Here is a 19218-nt window from a genome sequence, read left to right on the forward strand (position 1 = left end):
CCAGTCGGACAATGTGGATATAACCAAAATACGCCATTATATGCGATGTGCGGCGCATCTTAATGTAGTTTGAGTTCGCGAGACGGGTTATATATCAGCTGGGAACTGTTGACTCCTGATGTCTGATAGAAAGCGATCCAAACAGCACATCCTACCACCCCAGACACCGCAGGCAATAACCAGGCGAGCCCAGCGTATTTCTCCAACACAATTCCTGATGCAGCAGAAAAAATAGCAATACCGATGCCGTGAGCCACCGCTAAATATAAAGATATGGCCGTCGCGGAATAGCGCTCAGCGAAAAAACGTCGGATCGACATCACGAACGCGACATGTGGAATAGAAAAGGTTACGCCTTGCAGCACAAATGACAGTACAGCTTGAGTCACACCGGGATTGTACCAAACTAACAAAGCTCTAATCACAAAACACATTGCCACAATTGGTATGATAATTATGTAGCGTCTCGACGCAAAGGCATTTGAGTAGCGAAAAACGAAGGCCTCCGCGATGAACCCGATGGTCCAGGCAAGCAAAATCTGCGAATTGGTCAACCCCATCCTTTCTAGCCAAGGCGTGCCTATCGAATAGTAGGTGCCTTGTGCACCAATGATTAACGCCGTAGCTGCAAACATAAAAAATGCGCTACGTTTTGGAATACTCGGCTTTAATGATGATACGGCAAACTCTACTTGATGAACTTCTTCTTTTGACATCAATATAATAACAACACTAAAAGACAGCGTAGAGAATGTTAACACCCAGATAAATATCAGGTCGGGAGCCAAATCAAGAGCACTTAACCCAGCCAGCGTGGCTGTCCCCACGGCGACCGATAACGAGCCTGCGAATCGGACCCGGCCATAGCTACCCTCAGCCCCTCGAATCGTACTCGCGGCACTCTCTAATAAACTTTGAAAAAAATTGCGCGACATCATTAAAATGCAAAAACCAACACCGAGTAAAATTCTGTATTGGCTAAATAACACTACAAATACGCACACTACCGCCAGCATTGAAAATGAAACTTTGAAAACATGCTTTGAATGCGCGCGATCAGCATAAAAAATAATTATTGGGTTAACAATAATCTTTATTGCAAAGGTGCTGGCGACGACCCAGCCAGCTAGACTATACGAGAATCCAGAGTTAACCAAAAATTGAGAAAGGTAACTTTTTAATAATCCAGATGGAAAATAAAAAACGACATAACTCAGAACCACCAGACCTATAGACTGCTTCATAAGTAGCGTATGAACTCATCGGCGCACCACGCTTCAATTTTGGTTCTTATATCACCATCCAAGTGCCCTGTCCAAACGTGACGAGACGGTCCCTTCAAACGATACAATACTTGAAAACAAAGGTGACGTCTGAAGCGTGTATATTTCTCAATATTGAACAAGTCAGTTTCATAGCAGCGCCAAAGCAAGTTGATTAGGGCCTCGACCGATTCATTGACAACGAAACTGGCAATGACTACTTCTGAGATTAGATAGGCAGCATCGTGCGACCCACATCCGACTTGAGCTTGTTCAAAATCAATTATTGCTATACGCCCGTCGGCACAAATTATAATGTTCCGACTATTCAAATCTCCGTGCAATACAGATTCTTGATTTTTCAAATGCTGATCTAGAAACAAGTTTGCAGCAGTAAGCTTGCCATTGGGCAAGAACTCAAATAGGTTCCTGTACTGAAGGGTCGCCTTGTAACACTTAAAAGCTTCACTGTTGGCACTTACAGATAGCGTCTTGGATTTACTCGTTGCATGCAATGATGTTAGCCATGTCAAAACTTGTGAAATCTGTTCAACCACAAAATGAAAATTCTCTTTATTCAACAGGTACTCATATAAATCACTCCCCTTGGCACCCTCCATTGCAATTGCTCTGTTTTCGGCATCCGCAGCCAACAATCGAGGGACGTAAACGTTACCACTCACTATTTCTTGAGCATGTTCATGTAGACTAACAGCAACTTGATAGCGCTGAAGAGAAGTGGTTGGCAGAGGTGGGAATCCTGCAGTTTTTGCTTCATCTGCAAATGATTTTATATAAAACAATTCATCTGCCCTGATCACTCGATGGACGTCGTTGAATAAGCCTCCTTCAACCTCATAAGCAATATCATCAAAAGTCAGGCTTAGAGCGCCGTATAGTTTTTTGTGGCGAGGAATCATTTTTACATCCTTTTTTTTGGCTCATCCCGCAATGATACGCTTTTTACCTGGAATTACATGCTTTGCATGTTGATCCAAATTGTTTACATTGACAGTTTTCATTAACCAACGATTTCTTAACTCTTGCGGATTACTGATTAGTCTCACCTCTTTGTTGTGAATACATTCATTGTTGGCCGACCCTATGAAAACTCCCGGAAGGACGTGGATTGGAGTTTTTACGCTATGCAGAGTTCTATTGAGAACTTCAATCGCACCACGAGCCCGCTCAGTAGTACCAACTGTACGGCGTTCAAAATAACGAATATCGTAATCGGTAGCGCCACCAAGAACAGGATGATCTGGAGCACTACCCATTTTTAGATTCCCCGAGATTGTAGTCAGGTCATCAAAGGGAGTATTAAATTCGGACTCCCTAAGCAAGGCTTTTATATTTTCAGGTAAATCCGCAAGAATTTTTTGATTGGAAGCGAAGCAAGTGTACACCTCATTTTCCTCGCACCCTCGCAATCCTATAATATTCACCCAGTCTGGCCTAACGTAATGATTAGCCAGATCCTTGTGAAAATATATATCATTTAGAGCCTTTTGTGACTGAGTTTCACAAAGACTTTCCATAGGATGGATATCCTGAAACACATCACCGTCATTGACATTAACGTAGCCAATCGGCTCCTGCGACATCAATTTTGCGTAGATCAGTAAAAACCCTTCAGCAACATACGAAAGTTTCTTTATTCGCTTGTCGATAACCGGTGACTTGAAATCCAAATATGGTAAATGAGGGTCTATAGGGCAATTATGGATAAAAATGTAGGGATTGGCGAACGTATCGATATTTTTTCGGGCTTCGCAGAGTCTGACCAGTTCGGCGGGAACCTCACCTCTATTTATGACATCGTCAACTTCTTCTTCGAAGCACTCGTAATTACTGTAGGGATTATTTTTTAGTTTTAGCAAAATATCTTGAAGATAAATCCTATCCTTTTCTTTGAACGTAAGGTCTACGCTGATCATATGCGCTCTCCTGAACAGTATTGTCCGAAACAACTCGAAAGCCTGTATCCCGCAAGAAATCAGAATCTCTAGTTTGCGCGCCGCTTGAACACCCATAGTCAAACCACCCACTATCTTTCCGTATCGGGAACTATTGAGCACGACCGAGCAAAACATTACTTTGCGGACTGCATAGCGTTACTGCAGCAAACCTATTTCGAGGACATACAACACGTCAAGAGCTCATGAGATTTTCAGAAGTTACTTACACTTACAATCCTTGGTCGAGGTAGGACTATTCCTGAAAATTTGTAAGAAAACTCCTGTAGACAAACTTTCCTGCCTGCCCCCCATGCCATATTTCGGGGCATGTAGCGCAAGGCACCTGTTTAAAACAAATCACGAGACGCAAAAGGAGCGCGGCCAGATAACCGCGCGCTCGTTGTTAAAGCAACTTTCGAATACCCTGCGGCAAATACCGCACGTACCTGGAAACAGGGTTACTGCGGCACTCACTGACTATGATTGGCACCTTGCGATTCAACTGGGTTATCAGTTCAAGGCGCCGCTCGTTCGATAACATGTCTTTTGAAAACGCTTTCGTCAGATAAGCGCGGGTGTAGTAGAACGCCGCGGAATCCGTCCATCTGTGCTCGGGTGTATCGACAAGCGCGTTATTGAGATCGCGACATCGCAGTTCGTTGAGCCACTTGTTGGTATCGATCGTCATATCCCAATCGTAGCCAAACACCATCGGCGCAACCATGTCCTGTTCGGCAGGTTTATCGCCATCGACGGTCCAGGGCTTGAACCGCCACTGCGCTATCGCCACCCGGGTCGCTTCAGCCAGGTCCGGGTGATCGCTTTGTACAATCTTCACCTTGCTGATTGAACCATCGGCCTTGACCGTGAACCCGACCCGGACAGTACCGACCACCCCGGCCCTCTGCAGTGCCAGTGGATAGATCGGCTTGGGATTGTTCTCCGGTATCAGAAAAAACTCTCCAGCCCGGATTTCACCCAATACCACCAGGATCAACAGCAACACAAACCAACGCATACCTCCTCCCTCTTGATGCAAATGCCAGGTCCTGGCCGCAACAAAAAGGCTACAGACCGACGGCCTCAAGCTGAAGGTCGCGGCTTCCGGTAAAGGCGCAGGACATTTCCCAAAGGCCTGCCTTCACCCGCCGCATCAAACAGGAACGCTGTAATAATTCCTACAACGCACTTCATTTATACCTGAGCGACATGTTCATAAAGGAACACTCGAATTCCAACATTTTCGCTGTTTTGCCGATGCGAACCGGTGCTATTTTCGGTAACGAAACTGTAATATTCGTATCCGCAGTCAAAACAAGAAATTTGGAGCTCTTGAATGTTTGCTTTCTTTCGTCCTGCCACGCATCAGGCTCCCTTGCCTGAAGAAAAAATAGACAGCACCTACCGACGCCTGCGTTGGCAGATCTTCGCCGGTATCTTCATCGGTTACGCCGGTTACTACCTGCTGCGCAAAAACTTCTCCCTGGCCATGCCTTATCTGATCGAAGAGGGCTACACCCGAGGGGAGCTGGGGGTGGCGCTGTCGGCGATTGCCATCGCCTACGGCTTGTCCAAGTTCCTGATGGGCATCGTGTCCGACCGTTCCAACCCGCGCTTCTTCCTTCCGTTTGGCCTCGTGGTCTCGGCGGCGGTGATGTTCACGTTCGGTTTTGCCCATTGGGCGACATCCAGCGTGACTATCATGTTCGTCCTGCTGTTCATCAATGGCTGGGCGCAGGGCATGGGCTGGCCGCCAAGCGGGCGGACCATGGTGCACTGGTGGTCGCAGAAGGAACGCGGTGGCGTGGTGTCCCTGTGGAACGTGGCGCACAACGTCGGTGGCGGTTTGATCGGCCCGCTGTTCCTGATCGGCATGGGCCTGTTCAACGACTGGCACGCGGCGTTTTATGTGCCAGCGGCGGTGGCCATGGCCGTGGCCGTGTTTGCCTTCATCACCATGCGCGACACCCCGCAATCGGTCGGCCTGCCGCCGATCGAGAAGTACAAGAACGATTACCCGGAAGGCTACGACGCCAGCCACGAAGAAGAATTCAGCGCCAAGGAAATCTTCGTCAAATACGTGCTGCGCAACAAAATGCTCTGGTACATCGCCCTGGCCAACGTCTTCGTCTACCTGCTGCGCTACGGCGTGCTGGACTGGGCGCCGACCTACCTCAAGGAAGCCAAGGGTTTCACCGTGGACAAGACGTCTTGGGCGTACTTCTTCTACGAGTGGGCCGGTATTCCGGGCACGCTGTTGTGCGGCTGGATGTCGGACAAGATCTTCCGTGGCAACCGCGGCCTGACCGGCATGGTGTTCATGGCGCTGGTGACCGTGGCGACGCTGGTGTACTGGCTCAACCCGGCCGGTAACCCGACGGTCGACATGATTGCGCTGATCTCCATCGGCTTCCTGATCTACGGGCCGGTGATGCTGATCGGTCTACAGGCGTTGGAACTGGCACCGAAAAAAGCCGCCGGCACGGCTGCGGGCTTCACCGGCCTGTTCGGCTACCTGGGCGGATCGGTCGCGGCCAGTGCAGCGATGGGCTATACCGTGGACCATTTCGGCTGGGACGGCGGTTTCGTCTTGCTGATCGGTGCCTGCCTGCTGGCGATGGCTTTCCTTGCGCCGACGCTGTGGCACAAGCAGGTCGCCAGTCAGGGCCGCGAAGCACTCGCTTGATCATCCTTTGATTTGCAGCGCTTGAGCCGCGCCTCCAGATTCCGGTCTGGCATGGCGTGGCTACGCAGGGCGTGTACGGTCTGCTCGACATAGTCGCGAGTGGTGCCGTAACGCCCGCAAGCGTTTTCGAACACGTGGCTCAGCACGTGATCCGGCAGGTTGCCAGCGTAGCTGGGCAGGTGCCGCTCCAGGACGAATCCCAATGCCTGAACCTGATTGCCGTCCTCGAGTCGGCAATTGAGCCAGTGTGGACGATAGGACGGGAATGGCATTTCTCTTTTCCACAGTGCATACAGCGAAGCGTCCAGTTGCTCTTCCGGCAAGCGGTAGGCAAACCCGCTGCAAGAGCCGCCGCGATCCAGGCCAAAGACGAGGCCAGGCATTTCCGGCGTGCCGCGATGTTCGTGGGACCACAGGTACAAACCGCGATGGTAGCCATGTACGCGTCCGCGAACCCGTTCGACCGCCGTGCACTCCGGCCGCCAGATCAGCGACCCGTAGGCGAACAGCCATACCGGGCCGCCCTTGTGGCGCGCCATGGTCGATTGCATCGAGCTGAGCAATTGTTCGTGAGTGAGTTGCGGCCCCAGATCGAGCCGCGGAGGGTAAGCCAGATTCAAGATTGACGATTCAATGGCGCTCATGGCGAATAGCGTTCAGCTCCCCGCGAGTAAAGAGTTACTTAATAGAACGCACCGCTGCAACAATAAGGCACATATGTTTTTCAAAGCAATTCAAGTGCCATGGCACCGTTGTTAATTAATTACCTGAACAAATTATAACCTACCGGTATTTATATGATTTTATAAATACCGATAAGCTATATAGAGAGATATAAGGATAAAACCGTAGGGCAACATCAAGATCATGGATCAAGATCGCGGATCAAGATCGCGGCGCGTACGCAAATACGTCGGCGCGCATCTGGTGGGCGTCCATCCCCGCCTCGACCAACGCATCCAGGGTGCCGTAGACCATGGCCGGCGAGCCGCTGGCATAGACATGCAAGGCCTTGAGATCGGGAAAGTCTTCGCAGACCGCTTCATGCAACATGCCGCAACGCCCCTGCCAGCCGCATTGGTCGCTGACGACTTTATGCAGGAACAGGTTGGGCAGTTTCAGCCACTCATCCCAATGTTCGACTTCATAAAAGTCTTCAGGGCGACGCACCCCCCAATACAGGTGCACGGGATGCTTGAAGCCTAGCGCACGGCAATGCTCGATCAGGCCATGGACCTGGCCCATGCCCGTGCCAGCGGCGATCAGCACCAACGGACCGTCCGGCAACTCCGCCAGGTGCGTATCTCCAAACGGCATGTCGATACGCACCATCATGTTGCGTTGCAGTTGCTCGATCAGGTTCAGCGCACTGGCTTCGCGCGCCAACACGTGGATTTCCAGATCCCGCCCGCCAGAGGGTGCCGAGGCCAGGGAGAAGGATGACTTCTCGCCATTGTCGCGATGGATCATCAGGTACTGGCCCGCGTGATAACGCGGCGACTTGCCGGCAGGCGCCCGCAGCCGCACCCGCCAGGTATCGCCACCGACCTCGGTGCAACTGGTGACCTGACACGACAGACTGCGCACCGGCAACTCTCCGAGCGCGAGCACGCCATCCCACAGCACGATGCAGTCTTCCAGCGGCTCCGCTATGCAAGTGTAGAACTCGCCATGGTCACGCACGAGGCCTGCCTGCTCGACGCGCCCTTCCACCAGCAGCGCGGCGCATACATGGCAGTTACCGTTGCGGCAGCTTTGCGGGCATTCATAGCCCAGGCGACGTGCGCCATCGAGAATCCGCTCGCCGGGCAAGATATCCAGGACTGCTCCAGAGGGCTGCAAGGTTACACGCATCAATCTATTCCTAACTGATTCCAGATGGCATCGATCCGTTGGGTCACGGCGTCGTCCTTGACGATTACACGGCCCCACTCGCGCGTGGTTTCACCCGGCCATTTATGCGTGGCATCGAGCCCCATCTTCGAACCCAGGCCGGAAACCGGCGAGGCGAAGTCCAGGTAGTCGATCGGTGTGTTCTCGATCATCACCGTGTCGCGCTTGGGGTCCATGCGCGTGGTGATGGCCCAGATCACGTCGTTCCAGTCCCGCGCGTTGATATCGTCGTCGGTGACGATAACGAACTTGGTGTACATGAACTGTCGCAAAAACGACCAGACGCCGAGCATTACCCGCTTGGCATGGCCTGGGTACGACTTCTTCATGGTCACCACGGCCATCCGATAGGAACAGCCTTCGGGTGGCAGGTAGAAGTCGGTGATTTCGGGGAACTGCTTCTGCAGGATCGGCACAAACACTTCGTTCAGTGCCACACCGAGGATTGCCGGCTCATCCGGTGGACGGCCGGTGTAGGTGCTGTGGTAGATCGGCTTGATCCGGTGGGTGATGCGCTCGACGGTGAACACCGGGAAGCTGTCGACTTCGTTGTAGTAACCGGTGTGGTCGCCGTACGGCCCTTCATCGGCCATCTCGCCCGGATGAATCACCCCTTCGAGGATGATTTCGGCGGTGGCCGGCACTTGCAGGTCGTTGCCACGGCACTTGACCAGTTCGGTCCGGTTACCGCGCAGCAAGCCGGCAAAGGCGTACTCGGAAAGACTGTCTGGCACCGGGGTCACGGCACCGAGGATGGTCGCCGGGTCAGCACCCAGCGCCACGGCCACCGGGAACGGCTGGCCAGGGTGTTTCTCGCACCATTCACGGTAATCCAGCGCGCCGCCGCGGTGACTCAGCCAGCGCATGATGACCTTGTTGCGGCCGATCACTTGCTGACGGTAGATACCGAGGTTCTGCCGGTCCTTGTTCGGCCCCTTGGTGACCGTCAGGCCCCAGGTGATCAGCGGGGCGACATCGCCTGGCCAGCAGGTCTGCACGGGCAAGGTCGAAAGGTCGACGTCGTCGCCTTCGATCACCACTTCCTGGCAGATCGCGTCTTTGACGACCTTGGGCGCCATGGAGATGATCTTGCGGAAGATCGGCAGCTTGGACCAGGCGTCTTTCAGCCCCTTCGGCGGCTCGGGCTCCTTGAGGAACGCCAGCAATTTGCCGATTTCACGCAGCTCGCTGACCGCTTCGGCGCCCATGCCCAACGCGACGCGCTCGGGGGTACCGAACAGGTTGCCGAGCACGGGAATGTCAAAACCGGTAGGTTTTTCGAAGAGCAGGGCCGGGCCCTTGGCGCGCAAGGTGCGATCGCACACCTCGGTCATTTCGAGCACTGGGGACACCGGAACCTGGATGCGCTTGAGTTCGCCGCGCTGTTCCAGGCCGCTGATAAAGTCGCGCAAGTCGCGATACTGCATGCGTGAGCCTCGTGTTGGCCGTGGCGTTCGGGGCAGGCAGTTTAGCGCCGAACCCCTCTATTCAGAACCATGAACTGCCGGTTCATCAAAAATCAGATAGCAAAAAGCCGGGTTGCCCCGGCTTTTTGACCTGTTCGACTTACTTGCGCTTCATCGACAGGAAGAACTCATCGTTGGTCTTGGTCGTTTTCAGCTTGTCGACCAGGAACTCGATGGCAGCGACTTCATCCATCGGATGCAGCAGCTTGCGCAGGATCCACATGCGCTGCAACTCGTCGTCGGCGGTCAGCAACTCTTCGCGGCGAGTACCGGAACGGTTGATGTTGATGGCCGGGAACACGCGTTTTTCAGCAATGCGACGGTCCAGAGGCAGTTCCATGTTGCCGGTGCCTTTGAATTCCTCGTAGATCACTTCGTCCATCTTCGAGCCGGTTTCAACCAGCGCGGTGGCGATGATGGTCAGCGAGCCGCCTTCTTCGATGTTCCGTGCGGCGCCGAAGAAACGCTTGGGTTTCTCCAGGGCGTGGGCATCGACACCACCGGTCAGTACCTTGCCGGAGCTCGGGATCACGGTGTTGTAGGCACGGGCCAGACGGGTGATGGAGTCGAGCAGGATTACCACGTCCTTCTTGTGTTCGACCAGGCGCTTGGCCTTCTCGATCACCATCTCGGCAACCTGCACGTGGCGGGTTGGCGGCTCGTCGAACGTCGAGGCAACCACTTCGCCGCGCACGGTGCGCTGCATTTCGGTCACTTCTTCCGGACGTTCGTCGATCAGCAGCACGATCAGATGAACTTCAGGATTGTTACGAGCGATGTTCGCGGCAATGTTCTGCAGCATGATCGTCTTACCGGCTTTCGGCGGTGCAACGATCAGACCACGCTGGCCTTTACCGATCGGGGCGCACAGGTCGATGACTCGACCGGTCAAGTCTTCGGTGGAACCGTTACCGGCTTCCATCTTCATGCGCACTGTCGGGAACAGCGGGGTCAGGTTCTCGAAGAGAATCTTGTTTTTCGCGTTTTCCGGACGGTCGAAGTTGATCGTGTCGACCTTGAGCAGCGCGAAATAACGCTCGCCTTCCTTCGGAGGGCGGATCTTGCCAACGATGGTGTCACCGGTGCGCAAGTTGAAGCGACGGATCTGGCTCGGCGAGACGTAGATATCGTCAGGGCCGGCGAGATAGGAGGCGTCTGCAGAGCGGAGGAAGCCGAAGCCGTCCTGGAGAATCTCCAGCACGCCATCACCGGAGATTTCCTCGCCGCTTTTCGCGTGCTTTTTGAGCAGGGAGAAAATCACGTCCTGCTTGCGCGAACGGGCCATATTTTCTATGCCCATCTGTTCGGCCAATTCGAGCAGTTCGGTAATCGGCTTTTGCTTGAGTTCAGTCAGATTCATATAGGAATGACGTAATCATTTATGGAGGGGGGAAATTAAGCTTTTGGCTTAATGAGGCCGCGCCGCGGAGAAGGCGACAGGATCGCGTACTTATTCGAAAAGGAGAGCGTCGGCGACGGCTAGCAGGGGGCACTGGAGAAACCAGCGCGGGGCCGAATGTAACACCTGAGTTTCGGAGCGTCTAGCCCTCCACTACGAAAAAAGCCCCGCTATTTGCGGGGCTTTTCTCTGACACGCTGCTACGACGTTTAGATGTTGGCGTCGAGGAAAGCCGCCAGTTGCGACTTCGACAGTGCGCCGACCTTGGTCGCTTCAACGTTGCCGTTCTTGAACAGCATCAGTGTCGGGATACCGCGCACGCCGTGCTTGGCGGGGGTTTCCTGGTTTTCGTCGATGTTCAGCTTGGCAACGGTCAGCTTGCCTTTGTAGGTCTCGGCAATTTCGTCCAGGACAGGAGCGATCATTTTGCAAGGGCCGCACCACTCAGCCCAGTAGTCGACCAGTACAGCGCCTTCAGCCTTGAGTACGTCGGCCTCGAAGCTAGCGTCGCTAACGTGTTTGATAAGATCGCTGCTCATGGAATTCTCCAGGGTTGTAAGCAAAAAAACGTGGCCCATCATAGCCGCCCTTCCCCTGTTCAGGAAGGTGCAGATGATTGAGTCTCGCTATGGTGTTGCATGAGTTTGGGTATAGCTCAGGTCAGGCGGTGGCGGGAGCGACGAACGCGATCCCGGTGCGCATCGCCGCGTTGCGCACGTGTTCGTGCATGGCCTTTTGTGCAGCCCCCGAGGCCCGGCGCGCCAGCGCGCGAAGGATCTTGCGGTGCTCCTGCCAGGTTTCCATGGCTCGCTCGGCCCGGATGAACGGTAGCTTCTGGCTCTCCAGGAAGATGTCGGCGCTGGCCGTCAGGATGCTCAGCATCGCCTGATTGCCGCTGGCCAGCAGAATGCGTCGATGAAACTCAAAGTCCAGCCGCGCCGCCGCTTCAAAGTCGCCAGATTTCAGTTTGTTGCGCATGGCGGCGACGTTATCTTCCAGCGCATCGAGTTCATCGGTACTCAAGGTCACGGCCGCCAGCCCCGCCGCAAACCCCTCCAGCGCATAACGCAGCTGGAAGATATCCAGAGGCGAAGCCTGTGCCGCGAACGGCCAACCGGGCGCAGCCTCGCCTCGCGGCAGCTCCACCGGCGACTGCACGAACACGCCTTTACCCGGCTGTATGCTGATGACACCCAGCGCACTGAGCGATGACAACGCCTCGCGCAACGACGCCCGACTGACGCCCAATTGCACCGCCAGGTCCCGCTGCGAAGGCAAGGCATCCCCGGGCCCGAAACCCCGTTCGGTGATCAGCTTGCGGATGGCTTGCAGCGCCACTTCAGGTACGGCGCGGGAGATCGAATTCATGGTTTTCCACTAGAACCAGGCCAATGTGCGATCAGTTGTAAAGCTATTCGGGGCGCCCGGCAAGTCGTGCCCCATGGGGGTTCGGTCACTTTCCTGGCTGCGCCATCAGGGTGCGAAACGCCACCTGACTGTTCAGACCAGTAAGACCGTGCGACGCCAGCAAAACCGCGGCCTGGCGCCCCGTAAACGCCATGTTGGCATGGCCCATGCTCTGTCGATCCGCAGAAATCACTTCCCGAAGATCCGGAGACTTGCCATGACCCAGCGTTACAGCGCCCTCCTCGCAGCCTTGTTCGCCAGTTTCGTACTGAGCCAGGCTCCCGCTCATGCCGATGCTCTGGAGGATGTGGTCCAGCGCGGCGTCCTCAAGGTCGCCGTACCGCAGGACTTCCCGCCTTTCGGCTCGGTCGGCCCGGACATGAAACCCCGCGGCCTGGACATCGACACCGCCAAACTGCTGGCCGACCAGCTCAAGGTCAAACTCGAACTGACCCCGGTCAACAGCACCAACCGCATTCCGTTCCTGACCACCGGCAAGGTCGACCTGGTGATCTCCAGCCTCGGTAAAAACCCCGAGCGCGAAAAGGTCATCGATTTCTCCCGCGCCTATGCACCCTTCTACCTCGCGGTGTTCGGTCCTCCAGACGCCGACATCAAAAGCCTGGACGACCTCAAGGGCAAGACCATCAGCGTCACCCGTGGCGCTATCGAAGACATCGAGCTGACCAAGGTCGCCCCCGAGGGCGTGACCATCAAGCGCTTCGAAGACAACAACTCGACCATCGCCGCGTATCTGGCCGGGCAAGTCGACCTGATCGCCAGCGGCAACGTGGTGATGGTCGCCATCAGCGAGAAGAGCCCGAAGCGCGTGCCAGCGTTGAAAGTGAAGCTCAAGGACTCGCCAGTCTACGTCGGCGTGAACAAGAACGAGCCGGCGCTGCTGGACAAGGTCAACCAGATCCTCGTCACCGCAAAAACCGACGGCGCGCTGGAAAAAAACGCCCTGACCTGGCTGAAAGAACCGCTGCCGGCCGACCTCTGATCCGGCGCGCAGGAGACACGCTATGGCTTATCAGTTCGATTTCTTGCCGGTGGTCCACAACACCGACCTGCTGCTGCGTGGTGCGCTGTTCACCCTTGAGCTGACGGCCATCGGCGCGGTGCTGGGGGTGGGCCTTGGCATCATTGGGGCGCTGGTGCGGGCGTGGAACATCCGCCCTTTCGCCGGGATTTTCGCGGTCTACGTCGAGTTGATCCGCAATACGCCGTTCCTGGTGCAGTTGTTCTTCATCTTCTTCGGCCTGCCGTCGCTTGGCGTGCAGATTTCCGAGTGGCAGGCCGCCGTGCTGGCGATGGTGATCAATCTGGGTGCCTACTCGACCGAGATCATCCGTGCCGGTATCCAGGCGATCCCGCGCGGCCAGCTGGAGGCCGCAGCAGCGCTGGCCATGACGCGCTTCGAAGCGTTCCGCCACGTGGTGCTGCTACCGGCGCTGGGCAAGGTCTGGCCGGCCCTGAGCAGCCAGATCATCATCGTCATGCTCGGCTCGGCAGTCTGCTCGCAGATCGCCACCGAAGAGCTGAGCTTCGCCGCCAACTTTATCCAGTCGCGCAACTTCCGCGCCTTTGAAACCTATGCCCTGACCACGCTGCTCTACCTGTGCATGGCCTTGTTGATCCGCCAGTTGCTGAACTGGATCGGCCAGCGATTTATTGCAAGGAGCACTCGATGAGCGATTTCACTTTCTGGGACATCGTGCGCAACCTGCTTACCGGCCTGCAATGGACGCTGGCGCTGTCGCTGGTGGCGTTTGTCGGCGGTGGACTGATCGGCTTGCTGGTCATGGTGATGCGCATTTCGAACAAACCCTTGCCGCGCAGCTTTGCCCGTACCTACATCGAATTGTTTCAGGGCACGCCGCTGCTGATGCAGCTGTTCCTGGTGTTCTTCGGCGTCGCGCTGGCCGGGGTGGAGATTTCGCCGTGGGCCGCGGCAGCAATAGCCTTGACGTTGTTCACCAGCGCCTATCTGGCGGAGATCTGGCGGGGTTGCGTCGAGTCGATTCCCCACGGCCAGTGGGAAGCCTCGTCGAGCCTGGCGCTGAACCCGCTGGAGCAACTGCGCCACGTGATCCTGCCGCAAGCATTGCGCATCGCCGTGGCGCCGACCGTGGGTTTCTCGGTGCAAGTGGTAAAGGGCACCGCCGTGACCTCGATCATCGGCTTCACTGAACTGACCAAGACCGGCGGCATGTTGGCCAATGCCACCTTCGAGCCTTTCATGGTCTACGGCCTCGTCGCCCTCGGCTACTTCCTGCTCTGCTACCCCTTGTCCCTCAGTGCGCGCTACCTGGAAAGGAGACTGCATGCCTCTGCTTAGAATTTCCGCCCTGCATAAATACTATGGCGACCACCACGTGCTCAAAGGCATCGACCTGAGTGTCGAGCAAGGCCAGGTGGTGGCGATCATCGGCCGCAGCGGGTCGGGCAAGTCGACCTTGCTGCGCACCCTCAACGGCCTGGAATCGATCAACGACGGCGTCATCGAAGTCGACGGCGAATACCTTGACGCCGCCCGTGCCGACCTGCGCAGCCTGCGGCAGAAAGTCGGGATGGTGTTCCAGCAGTTCAACCTGTTCCCACACCTGACGGTCGGCGAGAACGTGATGCTCGCGCCACAGGTGGTGCAGAAAGTCCCGAAAGCCAAGGCCGCCGAACTGGCGCGGGAGATGCTGGAACGCGTGGGCCTCGGGGAGAAATTCGACGCCTTCCCGGATCGGTTGTCCGGCGGACAGCAACAGCGAGTGGCGATCGCCCGCGCGTTGGCTATGTCGCCCAAGGTGTTGCTGTGCGACGAAATCACCTCGGCGCTGGACCCGGAGTTGGTCAATGAAGTGCTCAGCGTGGTTCGCCAGCTGGCCAAGGAAGGCATGACCTTGATCATGGTGACCCACGAGATGCGATTTGCCCGGGAGGTTGGGGACAAGTTGGTGTTCATGCATCAGGGGCTGGTGCATGAGGTGGGTGATCCGAAGGAGTTGTTTGCCAATCCGCAGACTGTGGAGCTGGCGAATTTCATTGGCACGGTGGAAGCGGCAGTCTGATGGAAATTTAGTGCCGGTGAGGCCGCAATCGCGAGCAAGCCCGCTTCCACAGGGTTCTCTGCCGGAGCACAGTGGTGTGTTCGACGCAAAAAACCGTGGGAGCAGGCTTGCCCGCGAAGAGGCCATTTGCATCGCCGCAACGCCTACGCGTTGGCGCCAGCCTTTGATCGTGGCACGATGTCGAGGTTATCGACCGAGACCCTGACCATGCCGCAATCCCAAGCCAAGAATCTGTCCCTGATCGCCGCTATCGACCTGGGCTCCAACAGCTTTCACATGGTCGTGGCCAAGGCCCAGAACGGTGAAATCCGTATTCTCGAGCGTCTCGGGGAGAAGGTTCAGCTGGCCGCCGGTATCGATGAGGAGCGCAAGCTCAGCGAAGAATCCATGCAACGCGGGCTCGATTGCCTCAAGCGCTTCGCCCAACTGATCAACGGCATGCCCACCGGTGCCGTACGGATCGTCGGCACCAACGCCCTGCGTGAAGCCCGCAACCGCAACGAATTCATCCACCGCGCCGAAGAAATCCTCGGCCACCCGGTGGAAGTCATCTCCGGCCGTGAAGAAGCGCGACTGATCTATCTGGGCGTGTCCCACACCCTCGCCGACACCCCGGGCAAACGCCTGGTGGCCGACATCGGCGGTGGCAGTACCGAATTCATCATCGGCCAGCGCTTCGAACCACTGCTGCGCGAAAGCCTGCAGATGGGTTGCGTCAGCTACACCCAGCGCTATTTCAAGGACGGCAAGATCACCCCGGCCCGCTACGCCCAGGCCTACACTGCGGCGCGGCTGGAGATCATGAGCATCGAACATGCCCTGCACCGCCTGACCTGGGATGAAGCCATCGGCTCCTCGGGCACCATCCGCGCCATCGGCCTGGCGCTGAAGGCCGGCGGCCACGGCAGCGGCGAGGTCAACGCCCAGGGCCTGGCCTGGCTCAAGCGCAAGCTGATCAAGCTGGGCGACGTCGACAAGATCGACTTCGAAGGCATCAAGCCGGACCGACGGGCGATATTCCCGGCTGGCCTGGCCATCCTCGAAGCTATTTTCGACTCCCTTGAATTGCAGCGCATGGACCACTGTGAAGGCGCACTGCGCGAAGGTGTGCTCTACGACCTGCTGGGTCGCCATCATCACGAAGACGTGCGTGAACGCACCCTGACCTCGCTGATGGAGCGTTATCACGTCGACCTGGAGCAGGCAGTGCGCGTCGAACGCAAGGCCTTGCATGCCTTCGATCAGGTAGCCAAGGACTGGGACCTGGAAGACGGCGTCTGGCGAGAATTGCTCGGTTGGGCGGCCAAGGTGCATGAAGTGGGCCTGGACATCGCTCACTACCAGTACCACAAGCACGGCGCCTACCTGATCGAACACTCGGACCTGGCCGGCTTCTCCCGCGAGGACCAACTGATGCTCGCGCTGCTTGTGCGCGGTCATCGTCGTAACATTCCCAAGGACAAGTTCGCCGATTTCGGCGATGACGGCATCAAGCTGATTCGCCTGTGCGTGCTGCTGCGCTTTGCGATCCTGTTCCACCACATTCGTGGCACCCAGCAAATGCCCCAGGTGGAGCTGAACGCCCATGGCAATAGCCTCGAAGTGGTGTTCCCGGAGAACTGGCTGGATGAAAACCAGCTGACCCAGGCCGACTTCGAAATCGAAGCGCAATGGCTGACGCGGGTGGATATCGTCCTAACCGCGCGATAAACAACCTATCGCCGCAAAACGGTCCCTGTAGGAGCCGGCTTGTCGGGTCGCCGCATCGCAGCGACCCGACAAGCCAGCTCCTACAGAATTTGGGTGGAAACAAAAATGGCGATCCCTCGGGATCGCCATTTTTTATTGCCCTCCGGCGTTAACGCACTGCCAGGATCGGGCTACCCAACCGCTCCAGCAACGTAGCCTGGGCGCTGCGCGGGTTCTGGTTGCCGGTCGGCGTATTGCGGATGTAACGGCCGTCCGACTGCAGGCTCCAGCTGTGGGTGTTATCGGTCAGATACAGCTCCAGCTCTTTCTTGACCCGCATGATCAGCTTCTTGCCTTCCACCGGGAAGCAAGTCTCGACGCGCTTGTCGAGGTTGCGCTCCATCCAGTCGGCACTGGACAGGAACATCTGTTCATCGCCGCCATTGAGGAAGTAGAAGACCCGGGTGTGCTCCAGGAAGCGCCCGATGATCGAGCGAACATGGATGTTGTGCGAGACCCCGGCGATACCTGGCCGCAGGCAGCACATGCCACGCACCACCAGATCGATGCGCACGCCCGACTGGCTGGCCTTGTACAGCGCGCGGATGATCTTCGGATCGGTCAGCGAGTTGAACTTGGCGATGATGTGCGCCGGTTTGCCCTCGAGGGCGAACTGGGTTTCCCGGGCAATCATGTCGAGCATGCCCTTTTTCAGGGTGAACGGCGCGTGCAGCAGCTTCTTCATGCGCAGCGTCTTGCCCATGCCGATCAACTGGCTGAACAGTTTGCCGACGTCTTCGCACAGGGCGTCGTCGGAGGTCAGCAGGCTGTAGTCGGTGTACAGGCGGGCGTTACCGGCATGGTAGTTACCCGTGCCCAGGTGGGCATAACGCACGATCTCGCCCGCTTCGCGACGCAGGATCAGCATCATCTTGGCGTGGGTCTTGAAGCCGACCACGCCGTAGATCACCACCGCACCGGCCGCTTGCAGACGGCTGGCCAGTTGCAGGTTGGATTCCTCATCGAAGCGCGCGCGCAATTCGATCACCGCGGTGACCTCCTTGCCGTTACGCGCCGCGTCCACCAACGCATCGACGATTTCCGAGTTGGCGCCGGAGCGGTACAGGGTCTGGCGTACAGCCAGAACGTGCGGGTCTTTTGCCGCTTGGCGCAGCAGGTCGACCACCGGGGTGAACGACTCGAACGGGTGCAGCAGCAGAATATCCTGCTTGCTGACCACGCTGAAAATGTTCTCGCTGTTTTGCAACAGTTTCGGGATCTGCGGGGTGAACGGCAAGTACTGCAGCTCGCGCTGGCTGTCCAGGCCGGTGATGCTGAACAGACGCGTCAGGTTCACCGGGCCGTTGACTTGATACAGCTCGGTCTCGCTCAGGTTGAACTGCTTGAGCAAGTAGTCGGACAGGTGTTTCGGGCAGGTGTCGGCGACTTCCAGTCGCACCGCGTCGCCGTAACGACGGGAGAACAACTCGCCGCGCAGGGCCCGCGCCAGGTCTTCGACGTCTTCGGAGTCCAGCGCCAGGTCGGCGTTCCGGGTCAGGCGGAACTGGTAGCAACCCTTGACCTTCATGCCCTGGAAGAGGTCATCGGCGTGGGCATGGATCATCGACGACAGGAACACATAGTTGTCACCGGCGCCGCCGACTTCTTCCGGCACCTTGATGATGCGCGGCAGCAGGCGCGGGGCCGGGATGATCGCCAGGCCAGAGTCGCGACCGAAGGCGTCGATGCCTTCGAGCTCGACGATGAAGTTCAGGCTCTTGTTCACCAGCAACGGGAACGGGTGCGTCGGGTCGAGGCCGATCGGGGTGATGATCGGGGCGATTTCGTCGCGGAAATAGCGGCGTACCCAGGTCTTGAGCTTGGTCGTCCAGTTGCGGCGACGGATGAAGCGGACCTGATGCTTTTCCAGTTCCGGCAGCAGAATGTCGTTGAGGATCGCGTATTGGCGATCAACGTGACCGTGCACCAGCTCGCTGATGCGGGCCAGGGCCTGGTGCGGTTGCAGGCCGTCGGCGCCCGCCTGTTCACGGGCGAAGGTGATCTGCTTCTTCAGGCCGGCAACGCGAATCTCGAAGAACTCGTCCAGATTGCTGGAGAAGATCAGCAGGAACTTCAGCCGCTCCAGCAACGGATAGGATTCGTCCAGCGCCTGCTCCAGCACGCGGATGTTGAACTGCAGTTGCGACAGCTCACGGTGGATGTACAGGCTGCTGTCATCCAGGCCGGGAATGGCAATCGCTGGCGCTGCCACAACAGGCTCGACGACCGCCGCGGGTGGAGCGGGCTCAAGCTCCGGCGGGGTCTCGTCGACTTGCTCCACCACAGGTTGAGCGTCTTTTACGGCCACTTCAGTGAGTACTTCGGTATTCATC

Annotated in this window: 17 protein-coding genes; 6 read left to right on the forward strand and 11 right to left on the reverse strand. The window is 56.9% G+C overall.

The window, feature by feature from the left end:
* Nucleotides 1-59 precede the first annotated feature (59 nt).
* From BKX96_RS16950 to BKX96_RS16965, 4 genes are all read right to left on the reverse strand, one after another.
* On the reverse strand, nt 60-1244 hold the full coding sequence (locus tag BKX96_RS16950; protein WP_077184830.1) for an MFS transporter: 1185 nt from the start codon (nt 1242-1244) through the stop codon (nt 60-62).
* Nucleotides 1241-2182 carry a phosphotransferase gene (locus tag BKX96_RS16955; protein WP_077184833.1) on the reverse strand — a complete coding sequence of 314 codons (942 nt, stop codon included), beginning with the start codon at nt 2180-2182 and terminating at the stop codon, nt 1241-1243. Before BKX96_RS16955 ends, BKX96_RS16950 begins: the two co-directional genes overlap by 4 nt.
* 21 nt (nt 2183-2203) lie before the next feature.
* Complete coding sequence (locus BKX96_RS16960) at nt 2204-3199, reverse strand: hypothetical protein (RefSeq protein ID WP_077184837.1); 996 nt, start codon at nt 3197-3199, stop codon at nt 2204-2206.
* Between the two features lie 424 nt (nt 3200-3623).
* Nucleotides 3624-4238, reverse strand: a complete 615-nt coding sequence (locus tag BKX96_RS16965; RefSeq protein WP_077184840.1) for an energy transducer TonB — start codon at nt 4236-4238, stop codon at nt 3624-3626.
* A gap of 318 nt (nt 4239-4556) precedes the next feature.
* Between BKX96_RS16965 and glpT the strand changes: the two genes are divergently transcribed.
* Nucleotides 4557-5906: a glycerol-3-phosphate transporter gene (gene glpT / locus BKX96_RS16970; protein ID WP_046818454.1), complete on the forward strand. Its 1350-nt coding sequence runs from the start codon at nt 4557-4559 to the stop codon at nt 5904-5906.
* Here the strand turns inward: glpT and BKX96_RS16975 are convergent.
* The 6 genes from BKX96_RS16975 to BKX96_RS17000 form a co-directional block, all read right to left on the reverse strand.
* Nucleotides 5882-6550: a gamma-glutamylcyclotransferase gene (locus BKX96_RS16975; protein ID WP_046818455.1), complete on the reverse strand. Its 669-nt coding sequence runs from the start codon at nt 6548-6550 to the stop codon at nt 5882-5884. The two genes, glpT and BKX96_RS16975, sit on opposite strands and share 25 nt — an antisense overlap.
* A 241-nt stretch (nt 6551-6791) precedes the next feature.
* Nucleotides 6792-7760 (reverse strand): CDP-6-deoxy-delta-3,4-glucoseen reductase, encoded by a 969-nt coding sequence (locus BKX96_RS16980; protein ID WP_046818456.1) that lies wholly within the window; start codon nt 7758-7760, stop codon nt 6792-6794.
* Entirely contained in the window at nt 7760-9226 is a 1467-nt protein-coding gene (gene ubiD / locus BKX96_RS16985; RefSeq protein WP_020797260.1) for a 4-hydroxy-3-polyprenylbenzoate decarboxylase, read from the reverse strand. The genes BKX96_RS16980 and ubiD overlap by 1 nt, the downstream gene beginning before the upstream one ends.
* Before the next feature lie 139 nt (nt 9227-9365).
* Nucleotides 9366-10625 carry a transcription termination factor Rho gene (rho, locus tag BKX96_RS16990; protein WP_003206716.1) on the reverse strand — a complete coding sequence of 420 codons (1260 nt, stop codon included), beginning with the start codon at nt 10623-10625 and terminating at the stop codon, nt 9366-9368.
* A 248-nt stretch (nt 10626-10873) separates the two neighbouring features.
* The gene (gene trxA / locus BKX96_RS16995) at nt 10874-11203 is read right to left on the reverse strand and encodes a thioredoxin TrxA (protein WP_003206727.1); all 330 of its coding nucleotides are present in this window, start codon (nt 11201-11203) and stop codon (nt 10874-10876) included.
* 121 nt (nt 11204-11324) lie between these two features.
* Entirely contained in the window at nt 11325-12032 is a 708-nt protein-coding gene (locus tag BKX96_RS17000; RefSeq protein ID WP_077184844.1) for a FadR/GntR family transcriptional regulator, read from the reverse strand.
* 256 nt (nt 12033-12288) lie between these two features.
* On the opposite strand from BKX96_RS17000, the gene BKX96_RS17005 reads away from it, so the two are divergent.
* The 5 genes from BKX96_RS17005 (at nt 12289) to ppx (ending at nt 16846) form a co-directional block, all read left to right on the forward strand.
* On the forward strand, nt 12289-13074 hold the full coding sequence (locus BKX96_RS17005) for a transporter substrate-binding domain-containing protein (RefSeq protein WP_046818458.1): 786 nt from the start codon (nt 12289-12291) through the stop codon (nt 13072-13074).
* 22 nt (nt 13075-13096) lie between these two features.
* On the forward strand, nt 13097-13765 hold the full coding sequence (locus tag BKX96_RS17010) for an amino acid ABC transporter permease (RefSeq protein ID WP_046818459.1): 669 nt from the start codon (nt 13097-13099) through the stop codon (nt 13763-13765).
* The gene (locus tag BKX96_RS17015) at nt 13762-14412 is read left to right on the forward strand and encodes an amino acid ABC transporter permease (protein ID WP_077184847.1); all 651 of its coding nucleotides are present in this window, start codon (nt 13762-13764) and stop codon (nt 14410-14412) included. The genes BKX96_RS17010 and BKX96_RS17015 overlap by 4 nt, the downstream gene beginning before the upstream one ends.
* The gene (locus tag BKX96_RS17020; protein WP_077184850.1) at nt 14399-15136 is read left to right on the forward strand and encodes an amino acid ABC transporter ATP-binding protein; all 738 of its coding nucleotides are present in this window, start codon (nt 14399-14401) and stop codon (nt 15134-15136) included. The genes BKX96_RS17015 and BKX96_RS17020 overlap by 14 nt, the downstream gene beginning before the upstream one ends.
* 207 nt (nt 15137-15343) lie before the next feature.
* Nucleotides 15344-16846, forward strand: a complete 1503-nt coding sequence (gene ppx, locus BKX96_RS17025; protein WP_046818725.1) for an exopolyphosphatase — start codon at nt 15344-15346, stop codon at nt 16844-16846.
* A gap of 148 nt (nt 16847-16994) precedes the next feature.
* Here ppx and ppk1 read toward each other — a convergent pair whose 3' ends face one another.
* Nucleotides 16995-19217: a polyphosphate kinase 1 gene (gene ppk1 / locus BKX96_RS17030; protein ID WP_046818462.1), complete on the reverse strand. Its 2223-nt coding sequence runs from the start codon at nt 19215-19217 to the stop codon at nt 16995-16997.
* Nucleotide 19218: the final 1 nt, after the last annotated feature.

Origin of the sequence: Pseudomonas putida (assembly GCF_001976065.1) — a bacterium.
GTDB lineage: Bacteria > Pseudomonadota > Gammaproteobacteria > Pseudomonadales > Pseudomonadaceae > Aquipseudomonas > Aquipseudomonas serbica.